General features: G+C 65.8%; 15 protein-coding genes and 1 tRNA gene. 11 read left to right on the top strand and 5 right to left on the bottom strand.

All coding sequences use genetic code 11. The annotated features are described in order from the left end of the window. Positions 1 to 160: 160 nt before the first annotated feature. The 9 genes from JQX13_RS36005 to JQX13_RS35965 all read left to right on the top strand — a co-directional run bounded on the left by JQX13_RS36005 (position 161) and on the right by JQX13_RS35965 (position 6,267). Positions 161 to 2,020 (top strand): serine/threonine protein kinase, encoded by a 1,860-nt coding sequence (locus JQX13_RS36005; protein ID WP_203403964.1) that lies wholly within the window; start codon positions 161 to 163, stop codon positions 2,018 to 2,020. A 118-nt stretch (positions 2,021 to 2,138) separates the two neighbouring features. After that, entirely contained in the window at positions 2,139 to 3,095 is a 957-nt protein-coding gene (locus JQX13_RS36000) for a DUF2381 family protein (protein WP_203403963.1), read from the top strand. A gap of 81 nt (positions 3,096 to 3,176) precedes the next feature. After that, on the top strand, positions 3,177 to 4,481 hold the full coding sequence (gene sitA5 / locus JQX13_RS35995) for a SitA5 family polymorphic toxin (protein WP_239014061.1): 1,305 nt from the start codon (positions 3,177 to 3,179) through the stop codon (positions 4,479 to 4,481). 7 nt (positions 4,482 to 4,488) lie between these two features. Beyond that, complete coding sequence (locus tag JQX13_RS35990; RefSeq protein ID WP_203403962.1) at positions 4,489 to 4,716, top strand: hypothetical protein; 228 nt, start codon at positions 4,489 to 4,491, stop codon at positions 4,714 to 4,716. Between the two features lie 61 nt (positions 4,717 to 4,777). Continuing rightward, positions 4,778 to 5,095, top strand: a complete 318-nt coding sequence (locus JQX13_RS35985) for a hypothetical protein (protein WP_203403961.1) — start codon at positions 4,778 to 4,780, stop codon at positions 5,093 to 5,095. Positions 5,096 to 5,098: 3 nt separating this feature from the next. Continuing rightward, positions 5,099 to 5,374, top strand: a complete 276-nt coding sequence (locus tag JQX13_RS35980; RefSeq protein WP_203403960.1) for a hypothetical protein — start codon at positions 5,099 to 5,101, stop codon at positions 5,372 to 5,374. Between the two features lie 14 nt (positions 5,375 to 5,388). Further along, positions 5,389 to 5,772, top strand: coding sequence for a DUF3969 family protein (locus JQX13_RS35975; protein WP_239014060.1), 384 nt, complete (start codon positions 5,389 to 5,391; stop codon positions 5,770 to 5,772). Further along, positions 5,769 to 6,062, top strand: a complete 294-nt coding sequence (locus tag JQX13_RS35970) for a hypothetical protein (RefSeq protein ID WP_203403959.1) — start codon at positions 5,769 to 5,771, stop codon at positions 6,060 to 6,062. Before JQX13_RS35975 ends, JQX13_RS35970 begins: the two co-directional genes overlap by 4 nt. 118 nt (positions 6,063 to 6,180) lie before the next feature. Next, a tRNA-Sec gene (locus tag JQX13_RS35965) sits at positions 6,181 to 6,267 on the top strand. 444 nt (positions 6,268 to 6,711) lie between these two features. On the opposite strand, the gene JQX13_RS35960 is transcribed toward JQX13_RS35965, so the two are convergent. The 5 genes from JQX13_RS35960 to JQX13_RS35940 all read right to left on the bottom strand — a co-directional run bounded on the left by JQX13_RS35960 (position 6,712) and on the right by JQX13_RS35940 (position 12,128). Beyond that, positions 6,712 to 7,290, bottom strand: coding sequence for a hypothetical protein (locus JQX13_RS35960; RefSeq protein ID WP_203403958.1), 579 nt, complete (start codon positions 7,288 to 7,290; stop codon positions 6,712 to 6,714). Further along, a complete protein-coding gene (locus tag JQX13_RS35955; RefSeq protein ID WP_203403957.1) occupies positions 7,287 to 7,661 on the bottom strand; it encodes a hypothetical protein in 375 nt (124 codons plus the stop codon). Before JQX13_RS35955 ends, JQX13_RS35960 begins: the two co-directional genes overlap by 4 nt. A 32-nt stretch (positions 7,662 to 7,693) precedes the next feature. After that, complete coding sequence (locus JQX13_RS35950) at positions 7,694 to 9,493, bottom strand: hypothetical protein (protein WP_203403956.1); 1,800 nt, start codon at positions 9,491 to 9,493, stop codon at positions 7,694 to 7,696. Beyond that, positions 9,483 to 10,811, bottom strand: coding sequence for a hypothetical protein (locus JQX13_RS35945; RefSeq protein ID WP_239014059.1), 1,329 nt, complete (start codon positions 10,809 to 10,811; stop codon positions 9,483 to 9,485). The genes JQX13_RS35950 and JQX13_RS35945 overlap by 11 nt, the downstream gene beginning before the upstream one ends. 390 nt (positions 10,812 to 11,201) lie before the next feature. Further along, positions 11,202 to 12,128 carry a hypothetical protein gene (locus JQX13_RS35940; RefSeq protein ID WP_239014058.1) on the bottom strand — a complete coding sequence of 309 codons (927 nt, stop codon included), beginning with the start codon at positions 12,126 to 12,128 and terminating at the stop codon, positions 11,202 to 11,204. Positions 12,129 to 12,168: 40 nt separating this feature from the next. Here JQX13_RS35940 and tcmP point away from each other — a divergent pair, with 40 nt between their 5' ends. Both tcmP and JQX13_RS35930 read left to right on the top strand, forming a co-directional pair. Beyond that, positions 12,169 to 12,966: a three-Cys-motif partner protein TcmP gene (tcmP, locus tag JQX13_RS35935; protein WP_239014057.1), complete on the top strand. Its 798-nt coding sequence runs from the start codon at positions 12,169 to 12,171 to the stop codon at positions 12,964 to 12,966. Beyond that, positions 12,966 to 13,733 (top strand): DUF5131 family protein, encoded by a 768-nt coding sequence (locus JQX13_RS35930; RefSeq protein ID WP_203403954.1) that lies wholly within the window; start codon positions 12,966 to 12,968, stop codon positions 13,731 to 13,733. The genes tcmP and JQX13_RS35930 overlap by 1 nt, the downstream gene beginning before the upstream one ends. The last annotated feature ends 2 nt before the right edge of the window (positions 13,734 to 13,735 follow it).

The following is a 13,735-nucleotide window of genomic DNA, read 5'->3' as shown; positions in this document are numbered from 1 at the left end:
CGACGCCCACAGTAGGGGCGGAGAGCCAGATCTTGGTTCTGTTATCGTGCCTGATTTCGGAGGTTGAGTGCATGTACGAGGACAACGCCCTTCCTGCCGCTGATACGAGGACTAACGGGGACAATGAGCCGATGGGAGCCACGCCAAGAACGAGCGGGACATGCCGGACCTGCCGCCCGGCACGAGCGTCAACGGCGCGATAATCGAAGAGCTGGTGGATAGAGGGGGCTACGGCACCGTGTACCGGGCACGGGACAAGCTGAGTGGCACCCTGTTGGCCCTCAAGTTCGTCCCGCTCCACCGGGCCAAGCAGTGGGCCGAGCGCGAGGGCACCCTCGCCATGTACTTCCAGCACAAGAACCTCGTGCGGCAGGTGGGCTTCAGCTACTGGCCGCCCGTGCTGCCCGAGTTCTTCTGCTTGAAGATGCTCTACGTCGAGGGCCGCACGCTCGACGTGTGGGCCTGGGAAGAGAACCCCGACACGCTGGCCGTGGTGGGCAAGATGGTGGGTGTGGCGCGGGGGCTGGCCGTGGTGCATGACGAGAACGTCGTCCACCGCGACGTGAAGGAGGCCAACATCATCGTGCGCGACGAAGATGGGGAGCCGGTGCTGTTGGACTTCGGGGCCGCCAAGCGTGAGGGGCAGACTACCATCACCGAGGGCATGTTCCCCCCGGGTACGCCCAACTACCGCAGCCCCGAGGCGTGGCGTTTCGGCCTGGAGCACTGGAACGAGCGGCGAGTCACCTACCGGCCCGGGAAGGCCGATGATCAATATGCCCTGGGCGTGGTGCTCTACCGGTTGCTCACCCGTCGTTTCCCCTTCGAGGTGGCGTGGGATGACGAGGCATCGGTGAATGCCGTCATCAACAAGGAGCCGCTGCCGCCGCACATCGTCAACCCCAACGTGCCGCTGGTGGTGAGTGACGTGTGCATGAAGCTGCTGGAGAAGAAGCCGGAGAAGCGTTACCCGAGCGTCCTGGAGCTGGGGAAGGAGCTGATGCACCTGCTGGCCCGTGCGGATGCTTCCTGGCGGGTGCCCCTGCATGACGGGCCCCGTGTACCGAGGAGAGGCCGCCGGGGGGCCGCAGCGCGGAAGAAGAAGCCCGAGGCTGCCGCGCTACCCGTGGAGCCCATCCGGGCGCCGCCGACTCCGGCAACACCGACTCCTGCCACGGTGGCGGACGTGCCCGTGCAGGCCATGGCGCTCCAGGCGCTTCGGCGTGCGGTGGTGTGGATGGCCGTGCTGGTAGGCGCGGCCCTGGTGGGGTGGTGGCTCTCGGAGCGAAGGAAGCCCGAGCCCCAGCCCATACCCGTGGCTTCGCCTTCCCCGACGTTGAGGTCGCTTCTCGGTCAGGAAGTGGCGCCCTCGTGGCCGCCGCCGGAAATTGAGCAGGCCGCAGCTCCGCCCTCGGTGGAGAAAACCCCTGCGGTCGTCGCCTCGCTGGTGACGCGACCCAAGGACGACGCCTTGAAGAAGCCGCAGGCCCCCAGCCCCCAGGGGGACACGAAGCAGAAGGGGATCCTCTCACCTATGGCCAAGTGGTGCCTCGGCGCCGCCGCTGCCGCCAACACGGCCTGTCCCGGTGCCCAGGTGCGTCCCGCCCCCGAAGCCGAGCCGTGCCCGGCCGGTGCCGTCGAGACAATGACCGAAACGCTCGGCATCGACATCGGGAGTTCGGGCCTCGTCTCTTTCACCCACGAAAACCCCAAACCCATCACCGTGCGCGAGGGCGTCACGTCCGCGAGGTTGATTTTGGGGGGCGTCCCCGAAGGAGTGCCGGGCCCTCGGTGGAAGCTGCCAACGGGGAGCATCCTCTCCGGCCGGCTCCTTTTCGGAGACGGTCGCGTCTATGCCCGTTTCACCGAGGCCCGAACACCCACGGGGGACACGTTCAAGGTCTGCCTGGAGGCAGGGGATGAGGGTAAACGTGGTGTCCCAGCGGAGCCCGATGGGGGGCCGGAGACCGCCAAGGTCTTCGCCACCATAGGCGTGAAGGCGGTTCGCCGTTTCGAGTAGAGCTGTCCGAGCGGTTCGCGAGCAGGGGCTTGGAATCGCTCGTGCCCTACCGGGCGGGAAGGTGTGGTAGAGGCCCACGTCTCCGGTCTCTACCCCATCTGCTGGAGGTCCCCGCTCCGTGCTCACCTCGCCCCCCGCCGTGCTCTTGCTCCTGGCGCTCCTCGCGGATGCCAGCGCCACCGCGCAGCCACCTCTTCCGAGCTGTGAGGCGTCGCCACACCGGATCGAGCTGTTGGCGGCTCCCACCGACAAGGCGCCAGAGGTGTGCATCAGCCCCGACCTTCCCACCACCTTCCGGTTCGACTCGCCGCTGCCTCCGGGTGCGGTGGAGTTGCAGGAGCGCGAGCGTTTCGAGGACGTGTCCACGGGGACGCGCAGCCTCACCGTCATCCCCCCGAAAGACCTCCGGCCCGGGGAACGGCTCAAGCTGGTGGTGCGCTTCACGGATGGTGCCGCCCCAACGAGCGCCACCTTCGAGTTGGTGGGCCACCCGGCACGGGCCGCGCGGCAGGTGGAGGTCTTCCGCAACCGGCGCACCGTTGAGGACTACCAGCAAGAGGTCAAGGAGAAGGAGGCCCGAATCCAGCAGCTTCAATCGGAATTGGGGCGGGCGCAGGCGGAAGGAAGCGGGCTGGGCATCATGGGGCTGATCGCCAGCGGGCTGTTGAACGTGTATGCGGTGAACGTGCAAGGCGTCCTGGCCAAGAACCTCAAGAGCACCATCACCGACCCCCCGGCCAACGCGCTCCGCACACAAACGGTCATCAGCTACCGCTCCACCACCACGCGCGTCGAAAAGGACGAAGACGTGATGCGGGTGGCCGTGGCGATGGCCATGGAGAATCCCGGCACGGCTCTCTGGACGGCCAAAGATGCGGCGCTGCTGGTGGGAAAGGGCCAGGACGTGAAGCAGGTGAAGGTGTGGCAGCTCGCGCCTATTCCGCCGGGAGGGTCGGGCCTCGTTGTGGTGGAGACGGAGCTGCTGGCGCAGGATGCGCGGGGCACCTTCACCCTCAAGTTGTGGGACGAGAACGGAGGTCGGCTTGTCACCCTTGGCGGCGTGACCTTCCCGTGAACCCCGCTCCGGGGGTTGTCGTACCCATTGGGTATTCTTCCGGACTGGCTACTCATAGAGGGGTGGCCAGGAGGAATCCCCATGAAGCTGTGCTGCACGGCCGTAATGCTGGTTCTCCTCGTCGGGTGTGGCACGGCGTCCCGGGTCGTGCGCCTGGACACAGGCCAGACCGACACCCTCGTCTTCACACCTCGTTCCGGCGCCAAGCCGGTGACGCTGGGCAACAGCGAGTTCGAGGAGGCCGTGTCGAAACTGGCTCGGGATGTTCGGCCCCCCACCCGGCCCCAGGAAGCCGCCCGGCGGCTGTTCGAGATGGCAGCGCGGAGCGGTTCGTACTCGTACGAGACCCCCAGCCATCGAATCACTCCGCTCAAGCCGGGAGAGCACCTGGAGGGGCAGTCCACAACACCGGAGGTGGAGTTGACGCGCGACTACCTGCGCTGGTGCGAGCGCACCGGCAGGCCCGGGGACTGTCTCCGCCTGCTGACGGAAGGCCCCACCGTCAACGGGGATGGTCGTTTCGCGCTCGCCATGGCCCTGGCCAAGGGCGCCGTACTGGACGAGATGCTGGAAGCGTTCAAGGACATGGCCGACCCACACGCCATGGTGGCGGCGGTGCTCTGGACCTGGACCACGTACATGCTCCTCGTCTCCATTCCCGACGTGACGATCTCCAAGGGCCTCGCGGCCGTGATGACCGCCACGATCATTTCCTACGTGGGCGTCGATACCTTCTGGGGTCTCGTCGTGGGCTTCAAGCGGCTGATGGACGAGGCGGACCGGGCCACCACGTTCAACGAGCTGCGCGCGGCGGGCGAGCGGTACGGCAAGCTCATGGGCCGGAACGCAGCGCGAGCTTTCGCCATGCTGGCCATGGCGGCCATTGGCAACACGGCGCCAGGGCTGGCCGCGAAGGTGCCGAAGCTACCCGGCTCCATGCAGGCGGCCGTACAAGCCGAGACGCAGGTGGGCATCCGGCTCGCGGCGGTGGGGGAAGTGAAGACGGTCGCCGTGAGTGCCGAGACCATCACCATCGCCCTCGCTCCAGGTGCGGTGGCCATGACGGCACAAGGCACGAGTGGTGGCGGCAATCCGAAAAAGGACATCGTCATCCCGGAAGGAAGAGCGAAGCACATCTTCCGCGCTGCGCCAGGTCATCTTCGTGACACCCCTACCAATCGGCGATTGCTACAGGAGGTGGCAGCGGATGAATCAGCCAAACTCGGAACAGATAAATTCGGGAACGAATGGTTCGCGAGAACCAACCAGGATGGAACGCAAGTATGGGTGCAGGTGCGTCATGGAGAGATAATCAACGGTGGCCTGAATCAAGTTCCGCGCAACTACAATTCGCAAATGGGTCTATCCGCTCCTTCGAAACCTTGAGATTGACATGGAAGACAAGATCACGATCAAGGAAGCATACGCGGCGATGTACGCCTACCTTAAAACGCTCTACGACATGACAGGCTCGGATGACTTGGGCGGTTTCTTGGGCAGCATGTCGCTGCTCGATGACGGTACGCCTGCGGATCCCGGTGTCTGGGACGATTGGATGCGTGCCGTACAGCAGGCAAAGCACGGTCAAGTCGATCTAACCCTGGGACGCCCTGATGAGTGAGTACCACCCGTCTGACAGTTTCGGTTCTCAGGAGATCTTGTGGCCAGAAAGGAGGAATCAGATGGATTGGAGGACAATCGACCTGCATGGTGCCGCGAGCATTTCGCGGGTGGTCAACGTCTTCGAAATTCGCGACATGCGCGGCATTCCATGGACCAAATACAAGATCAAGGTTCTCGAAGAAGGCTCCGGGCGATTCCTCGCAATTGCCAATGTGCGTGTAAAAAATGCCAATGGCACCCCCGATGGGGAGGCAGGACTCGGACGGACAGAAGTAGAGGCCCTCCAGGATCTCATCACGAGACTGGGTGAAAGATTGAACTCTCGCAAGGACTGGGGAGATGAAGACTTTGAATGGACTGACCCACAGGATTTCTGAGGGATGATTAACTCGACGCTGTATAGACTGATCAATGTCTTTCGACGCATCAGCGGAGAGGAGGCCGTGATCTACCGATGCTTCGAGCTGATTCCGGGACGAGGTTTTGTCGTCCAGAGCGCTGACCGGATCAATCTGCCGGTGAGCATGGACGACGTGCGGTACCAGGAACGGCAGCTCTGGGAACTCTTTTGTGAGGAGGCTCCTGAGCAACGATCTGTACCCTATGCCTCCATTGAGGAGGCAATCGCCGCGTTCGATGCTGAATTCGGCAACTGACGTTGAGGCATCACATGGACGACAAGCTCATGAGCAAGGAAGCATACGCGGAGCAGATCTTGTGGCTCCGTGCAAAGGACGTGGATGAAGTGCAGCGCCTCGTCGCCGTAGCCGCCCTCGGCATGTGTCGCGCGCTGGTCGCGAGCGCGCTCAGCCCGGCCTACGCTTGTCACCGGCTTTTCGGACCGGCCCTGCTGGCGCGACTCGACCAACTCGACGCTCACCCCGCACTTCGCCATGCAATCCACATGGCCACCGAGCTTGAGGATGTGGCCGACCTCATCCCGGACAAATTGGCCAGCGCGATCGCGGATGTCGAAGCCGAACTCCTGAAGGCCCTGGCGGATCTCGCTCCGTCCGACCTTGCTGGCGAGAAGTGGCTGGTGAGGGCCCCGTGAGGATCCAGCTTTCCGACCTACGACGGGTGGCAAATGCCCTGTTCGATCACCTGGAGCGGACAGGCCGCACGGAGATCGACCTCACCGAGGACTTCTACTGGAACATCCCGGAGAAGCGGCTGTATTCGGTGTACTCCCCTCCTCCCGAGTCCGAGCTGACGGTGGGGCAGTTGTCCGATGACTGGAACGAGGTGGCGAAGATCGCGTCCGGCCAACGCCCTCCCATCGCCTACGCCCTGGTCTGGCTCTCGTCGCTCCTGCGCTTCATCGGCTCGAAGCTCGTCTCCTAATGGGACCACGGGGACATGCAGCCGCCGCGTACCCAAAGCGTACCCAAGATGAACGGACGCGGGTGGACCTCCACGGACGCGCCGCTGGCCCCGCTCCAGAGGGAAGCCGACCCCCACGAGGAACCCGCCGATCCGGGCGGCGGGGCTTCAAAACCGGTGGGGGGCATGGAGACATGTCCCTGGGAGGTTCGATTCCTCTGTCCTACCGACCCTTTTTCCCCCTGAATCCGGGCACTTGGAGCTGATGGACCGCTGAGTCCAAGTGTTCGGACGGGTACGCGGGCGTTCAGTCGGTTACGTACAGATTGCGTACAAGATTGGGCGACCGTACTCCCCCGCCGCGCTTCAAGCACAGGGACCGCTGGGCAACCGACATGAGGTTTTCCCTGGGCCCTTGGTCCCGCCCTGCCCCCTGCTCCTCCTGAATCCGCGCTGAAGAGGCACACTGGGCGCGTTTTGACTGTTTCCGGCAGCAGCAGGCATTTCCCATATGCATCAAGCGAGCAATGCGGCTCAGGCTCCTGGCCACCATATAGCCGAGCAGCTGTCAGACGCGGATGACCAAGCGGCGCGCAGCGGTTCAGCAGCACTGTCGTCCTTGTCTACGAACGCCTGCTCGGCCGAGGAGCAAATGAAAACCGGGGCAGGCTCACTCGTGCACCAGGGGCACCAACTCAGGGTCGTCCTCCAGCCGAGCGGGTGAGCTTGAGCCCCCCAGCGTGCCGGGGATGAGGTGCCGCACTGGCCAGGAGAGCATCCAGCCGTAATACCGGCCGTCATCGCTCAGCAAGTCGAGCGACGGGGCGACGTTGATGCGGTAGCGCCGTTCCGTCGGGACGAATTCGTCGAAGAAACACAGCAGCGCCGAGCCATCGCGTGCGAAATACCGCGCTGTCGTCTCGTCGAATAGGAACGACTCGCGCTCGCGCAGGCGCAGCAGCCCTGGAGAGACGGGACTCTCCTTCCAAGCTGCAAGTTCCCCACGGTCCAGGTTCCGCTCCGGCACGTTGAGAATCAGCGTCTCTAGAAGCAGCGTATCGTCGCTGAACCGGAACTCGTCTCCAAAGTCACAGGTGCTGCCCATCGTGCGCGCGAAGTGGGCGTCATAGCCCTGCGCGGAGCGGAAGGGACCGACGTTGAGAGCATCCAGCGTCCATCCCGGCAGGGTGGTGAGAGTGGAGCCGGGGACCGCGTCCACGGTGCAGTTGGAGGGCAAGCGGAGCGTCACTCGAGCATCTCCAGGTCCGTCCATTCACCGTAGACGTCTGACTCCCAGCCGCGTCGAACCCATTGACCTGAACGCCATTCCACTGCAAGACAACATTTGCCCTGTTCGGCGACGCGTCGTTTATCGACGAAGAAGAATACGAGCGCCCAAACGGCCACGTCACCATCATCCTTCCGGGTCGTCAGCAGCTTCACGACGAGCTCGATGATGATTCCCGGGTGCGGCGGCCCGACCACTCCCTCGAGCGTCGCGGAGGCAGCATCGACCTCAAGGCTCTCGCTCCCTTCAACGAGCCGCAGCTGGCAGCCGAGGAACACCGATAGGGATCGGATCCATTCGATGTGCTCCGACCAGACGTCAGCGGTCTTCATCGTTCGAACGCTCCCTTCCGGTCAGCCATGGCTCACCGCAGCCTCTCATAGGGACCACCATTGGGCACCGGATTGGCCGGCTTCCCCGTCCCGCGTTGGATTGGACGGCCTCTATTGTCCTTCGTCGCGAGTTTACCAAACGCGGTGATCACACGCGTCGGATCACCTTGTTCGGTGATGACCGTCGTCCCGTCGCGGTGGTAGTGGTCGACGGGGCGCCCGTTGGCATTGAGCCCGCGGTGCACCGTGGTCTTCGGGTCGTTGATGATGTCCGCTTGATCTTGCCGGCTCACGCCATGGGCGTCAGGATGCCCGGGACGACCATCGGGACCGTATGGTCGGGCGCCCTTGATGTCCTTGGCATCTATCTTCGCTCCGTCCGGTGCGGCGCGGCCCCGCGTTGAAGGAGCCCCTGAGCGCTGCGAATCGGCTACGGCCAACATGGCCTGCCGCGCCCTGGGCACGTTGCCCCGGGCTTCATAGAGTGCCGCCGCGCCGGCCTCTCCCCACTCTGCAACGAGGAGCCCAGCCTCCCGCTGTGCTTGAAGGTACCGGGTCAAATCGCGAAGCGCATTGACCCCGAGCTGCTCCCCAAGCCGATCCACTACTGCCTTCAGTCCCTCCACGTCGAGCGCGGACACCTGGGGTCGCCGCACTCCGCCCCACCCGGCTGCTTTGGCATCGGAGAGATAGCGCACACCCTTGCCGCCAGCGTACAGGCCCACCATCAGCGCCGCAGGCGCGAGCTCCCGCGCGGCCCGCTCGTAGCGGCCTTGGTACAGCGAAGACACCCCGTGCCCCGTCCCCGCTGCCAGGTAGTAGAAGCCCAGCGGCACTCCGAACGTCATGGAGTCAAAGGTGCCCAGCGCCACGTGGCCCGGAGAGAAGTGCTCTCTCGTCAGGGCCCGCTCCGTCTCATCGAAGGCCTTCTGGTAGGGCGGGGGCAAGTGGGCTCGTGTGGCGAACACGCCTCCTCCGCGGGCCCCATCCATCGCGGGGATGGTGGAGGCCACGTCGTCGGCGGCACGGCCCAAGCCTCGCACCACGTCACGGAGTTGCTCCTCCCGCTCCGGGTAGTCCGAAAGCTTGAAGCCCCGCTGCTCCAACGCCTCGCGCACGGCCTCCATCGGCCCCAGCGTCTGTTCCAGTTGCTTGTCCCTGGCCAGCAGCACCAGCAGCTCGCGCACCTCGTCATCGAAGGCCGTGTCGAAGAGGAAGAGGGTGAGCACCTGGGCGTAGGCCCCGTACTTCCGGGTGGCAGTGACGAGGAAGGAGAAGCGCTTGCGCTGGAGCACCTCTGCGGCCCGGGCCTCCATAGGCCCCAGCGCACCGAGCCTCACTGCGTTCCAGTCGCCCAACGCCTCCACCAGCCGCGGCATATCCACCCGGCGCTGTAGAGCGAGGAACTCGCCGGGCGAGGTGCACTGAAAGAAGGGAGCCAGCAGTTCTTCATCCCACCAGGAGGAGTAGTCCGGCCAGCCTTCCGGCACGGCCTGCCCCCCGCATGAGGGTGGGCCTTCCGGGGAGGGCTGCACGCCGGCCGCCTGGCGCAGGGCCATCTCCTCCGCGCTCACCACCGCCACGTCCGTGCCCACCACGGGCGCACCGTGGCGGCGCCTCAGCCTCACCAGCGCTCTCTTCTCCCACGTCGTGGCACCGGAGTGTGTCTGGGCCAGGTGGGCCCCTGTCGCCGGCTCCTCTCGTAGCACCTCGGCAGGGCCGTGAGGCTCGCCCGCCCTGGGCAGCGGCGGCAGCGTGGCGCATCCCGTGGCGAAGAGGGCGGCTGCCATCCACAGCACCACCCACCTGGGCCTCCGCGCTTCAACGCGCATCGTCCACTCCCATGCCCAAGGAAGCGAAGGCCACCGGGCTCAGCGTCCCATCTGCCCCCGGGTAGAGCCGCGTGCCGCCCTGGGCCAGCGCGTACAGCCTGCGGCCGAAGCGCCAGCGCACCTCCGCCGAGTACAGGTGGCGCGCTCCCGGCTGGCCCAGTCCTCGGGCCAGACCACTCACCGCCACCTCGAGGCTCCGCTCAGCCAGTTGCACCGCCAGGCGCCCGTCCACGTCCACCCGGCCCCAGTCGAATACCTCCGCGCCCACCGAGAGGTGCAGGTGGCGCTGCAGCACCTCTCCCAGCCGCACTCCATCCCACCCCACCACCGCCTCGCCGTACGCGGAGAGCCCCTCCGGGAAGGGTGCCTGCGTCACAGGAGTTCCGGAGCGGCTCACCGCGATCAGCCGGTCCAACTCGTAGTCCGGCCCGAAGTACCCCTGGCGGAAGCCCCCTCGCTGCCGCCGCACCTCCAGCCGCAGCTTCATGTCCAAGGTGGGCGTCAGCGCGTCCGCGCCCATGCCCACCACCGCTCCCCACCCGGCCAGCACGTGCAACTCGAAGCCAGGGCGCACCATCACCACCGCCGTCCCATCCACATGCGCCAGCGTCACCTGCGGCGACTGTCCGCCGGCCCTGCCCCACTCCCTCACTGCTGACAGCCCCAGCGTGTAGCGCCCCGGCTCTCGCAGAGGGCCTGCGAGGACGTGCGCCAGGTCCACCTCTGCTTGCGCTCCCACCAGGCGCGCGCCCAGCATGTCCGAGGTGAAGACCTCCACGAACAGAGGGCCCACGGTGCTCGTGAGGTACCCACCTGCTGGGTGGTAGTCCGGGTTGGCCCGGTTGGAGTAGCGCCGCACCAGATGCCCAGAGAGCAGGCTGTAGTCCTCCAGCGCCCCCACCCACAACGCCACCGCGGACGCCTCACTGCCCAGCTTGAGCGCTCGCACCACCTGCCCCCAGTCCGACAGGCTGTCCCAGTCCTCCTTCCGCACCCGCCCCGCTCCCGCCTCCCCTCCCCACAGCCGCAGCCGCACCGGGGCACCCATGTGCAGGCCCCACGCTCCTCCGCCGTCCACCACCAGCATCGGACTCAGCTGCGCGTAGCCCACCGGCTCTCCCCCTCCTCGGGGCAGCAGCGCCAGCGTGCTGGCCTCCAGGCGCAGGAGGGAGTTCCACCCTCCGCCCTCGCCAGCTGCCGTGGCCGGCGCAGGTAGCACGGCCTCGGCCGAGGAAGCCGAAGGCCACGCGCCGTCGGCTGGCTCCTCCGCTCCGGTGACCTGCGTCAGCAGCAGCACCGCCACCCAGGTGAGTGTCATGGGGTGGACCTCGCAGTCGGGTGCGCAACCTCGGAAGGCTCAGGCAGGACCGGCTCGGTCCCGGCCCAGTCGCCTACGGCTACCGTCAGCGCAGCAACCGCGCCCTGGGAGAAGTTCGAGAACATGTGCACCCCCCTCGGCCACTCAACGAGCCAGCGTCTCGTGAGCCCTCCGCAGTTCGCCAGCGTACGCGGGCTCCCTGTCACTGCCCCCAAGGGCGCGGGAGCGCTCCACTCAGCGCGTGCATCTCACCTAGCAGGATAAGGACCTACCACTCGCGTGCCGGCTCAGCTCGTGTCCAGCCCACTCCGCCAAGCTGGCGCGCGCTCGTAGTTCGCAGCCGGGCGCTGATGCTCCTATCCGGTGGGCTGAGCAGGGAAGCACCTGAAATCACTGGGTGATTCCGGTTGCGCTCTCTGGGCGGAGCCGCGAACGTGTTCGCAAGCGGCACCGAATGGGGACGCGTTCGACCTCCGTCTTCACCAGCGAGGGAAGCGGGAAGTTGCGCCAAAGTTCCTCGTTGTCACGGAGCCACTGGAGCACCTGCGGCTCCGTCAGCTTGTCCTCGGTGATGATCTCCGACAGCGCCACGCTCGACGTGCGCGAAAGGCCGACGCCGATAAGAGCGATCTGCGTTTGAAGGCTGACGCCAAGCTCCAGAAACACGTTGAACGGCGGGATGCGCTCGATGAGATCCTCGCGCTCCACCTCCCGCAGGAACTGCCGGAGCACGTCGCAGTAGGCGCTGAGACCGCGCGGCGCCTCGAATCGTGCGATTTGCTCGACGTCGTTCATCACGTTCCTGATCTCTGCTGCTGCTTTGTCGTCGCCCTTCCTCTTGAGCCGGTCATCGATCAGACGTGAGAGTGGGAACCCCGACATCCACCGCGTGACGAGCAGCGCCAGCATGAAGGCTCTCGGGCCCTCGGGACCGAGCTTGGGGCAAGCCCGCCTGCAAAGGCGCCCGAAGATCCCTGCGTACACCTTGGCGGCGTCCTTGCTCGACGGCTCCGACGGCAGGAGCTCTTCGACGTCACCCTCTCGCTCGCGGAAGTACTTGAGGAGTTCGTCCAGAGCGAACGGACTGATGCCAGGGTTCCTCACGATGATGTCGTGCTCGATCGCCAGTCCGTCGACGGCTTCCTCCACGATGGCGGCCAGCTCGCTGAGCATCGTTTCGTCGTAGCGCCCCGCCCATCGCGCTTCGAGGAGTCCTCCGTAGCGCACGTGAACACCGGCGAGGTACGCGAACACCGACTCGAACTCAGGATGCTCCTTCAGCGTCTCGAGCGGCGCACCGTCCTTGATGAACTTCACGAGCTGCGGAGCTACTTCGATCCGAAGCACCTCGTCGGTCGTGCGACGAATCGGCTGCCGCACGATGCGCCGCGAGCGAGAAGAGGAGCCGACCGGCAACCTGCTGTTCCCCGATCTCGCGACTGACGAACCGCAGCAGCTCCTCGACGGTTCCGCCCGCCTTGCGCTCAAGGCGCGGGGCTCAGGAGCCCCGGAGGATGCTCCTCGCTTCCATCGCTTCATCTTCATCGAGCGCGACGCGAAGCGCTGCGCGGAGCTCGAGGCGCTGAAGTCCGAGCCCGAGTTCGCCGCCCTCGCGGCTGACATCCGCGTCGAGCAGGGAGACGCGAACGCCGAGATCCAGAAGATCTGCGCGAAGAACTGGAGTGGGCACCGCGCCGTGCTCTTCCTCGACCCCTACGGCATGCAGGTCGAGTGGCAGACCATCGAGGCCATTGCGAAGACGAAGGCGATCGACCTCTGGCTGCTCTTCCCGCTCGGCATCGGCGTCAGCCGCCTGCTCACACGCTCGGGCGAGATCCCGAAGGGCTGGCGGACGCGGCTCGATAAGCTGCTCGGTACCACGAACTGGTACGACGAGTTCTACAAGGTCGAGCACAAGGCCGATCTGTTCGGCAACGACGAGGAGCGCGTCGTCAAGGCGACGAACGAGACGATCGCGCGCTACTTCAACGACCGCCTCAAGACGATCTTCCCCGCCAACGGCGTCGCCGAACCGGGCGTGTTGCGGAACTCGTCGAACAACCCTCTCTACCTGCTGTGCTTCGCTGCGGGGAACAATAGAGGCGCGCCCATCGCAGTGAAGATCGCCAACCACATTCTCAAGGAGACGCGCTGATGGCACTCGGCTCCGGCATCGAGTGGACCGAGTCCACCTGGAACCCCGTCACGGGGTGCAACAAGATCAGCCCCGGCTGCAAGTACTGCTACGCCGAGCGCATGGCGGAACGCCTCCAGGCGATGGGGCAGCCGAACTACAGAAGCGGCTTCAAGCTCACGCTTCAGCCGCAGATGCTGGATCTGCCCCTCCAGTGGAAGAAGCCGCAGACGATCTTCGTGAACTCGATGAGCGACCTGTTCCACAAGGACGTGCCGCTCGCGTACATCCAGCGCGTCTTCGACGTCATGCGCCGGGCGCACTGGCATCGCTTCCAAGTGCTCACGAAGCGCGCCGACCGGCTCGCCGAGCTGAGCCCCGAGATCGACTGGCCGAGGAACGTGTGGATGGGCGTGAGCGTCGAGAACGCGGACTACGTCGACCGCATCGACGACCTGCGCACGACAGGCGCGCACGTGAAGTTCCTCTCGCTCGAGCCGCTTCTCGGCCCGCTGCCGAAGCTGAAGCTGAAGAACATCGACTGGGTCATCGTCGGCGGCGAGTCCGGTCATCGAGCGCGCCCGATGGACCCGGCGTGGGTCACCGACATCCGCGACCAGTGTGCGCGCGCCGGCGTGGCGTTCTTCTTCAAGCAGTGGGGCGGCAAGAACAAGAAGAAGGCCGGTCGACTGCTCGACGGGCGAACCTGGGACGAGATGCCGACCGCACCGGAATCGACTCGGTCGGCGCGCTCTACGCGGACGCGCGCCCTGCCGATCGTGGCCTGAGG

It is taken from the genome of Archangium violaceum (assembly GCF_016859125.1).
Lineage (GTDB): Bacteria > Myxococcota > Myxococcia > Myxococcales > Myxococcaceae > Archangium > Archangium violaceum_A.
The sequence above is the reverse complement of the archived record's forward strand: the minus strand, read 5'-3'. Positions and strand labels throughout refer to the sequence as shown.

Excerpts from the sequence above, each read along its gene's own strand:
- JQX13_RS36005 (WP_203403964.1), top strand. The coding sequence starts at position 161 with ATGCCGGACCTGCCGCCCGGCACGAGCGTCAACGGCGCGATAATCGAA.
- sitA5 (WP_239014061.1), top strand. The coding sequence starts at position 3,177 with ATGAAGCTGTGCTGCACGGCCGTAATGCTGGTTCTCCTCGTCGGGTGT.
- JQX13_RS35990 (WP_203403962.1), top strand. The coding sequence starts at position 4,489 with ATGGAAGACAAGATCACGATCAAGGAAGCATACGCGGCGATGTACGCC.
- JQX13_RS35985 (WP_203403961.1), top strand. The coding sequence starts at position 4,778 with ATGGATTGGAGGACAATCGACCTGCATGGTGCCGCGAGCATTTCGCGG.
- JQX13_RS35980 (WP_203403960.1), top strand. The coding sequence starts at position 5,099 with ATGATTAACTCGACGCTGTATAGACTGATCAATGTCTTTCGACGCATC.
- JQX13_RS35975 (WP_239014060.1), top strand. The coding sequence starts at position 5,389 with ATGGACGACAAGCTCATGAGCAAGGAAGCATACGCGGAGCAGATCTTG.
- JQX13_RS35955 (WP_203403957.1), bottom strand. The coding sequence starts at position 7,661 with ATGAAGACCGCTGACGTCTGGTCGGAGCACATCGAATGGATCCGATCC.
- JQX13_RS35950 (WP_203403956.1), bottom strand. The coding sequence starts at position 9,493 with ATGCGCGTTGAAGCGCGGAGGCCCAGGTGGGTGGTGCTGTGGATGGCA.
- JQX13_RS35945 (WP_239014059.1), bottom strand. The coding sequence starts at position 10,811 with ATGACACTCACCTGGGTGGCGGTGCTGCTGCTGACGCAGGTCACCGGA.
- JQX13_RS35930 (WP_203403954.1), top strand. The coding sequence starts at position 12,966 with ATGGCACTCGGCTCCGGCATCGAGTGGACCGAGTCCACCTGGAACCCC.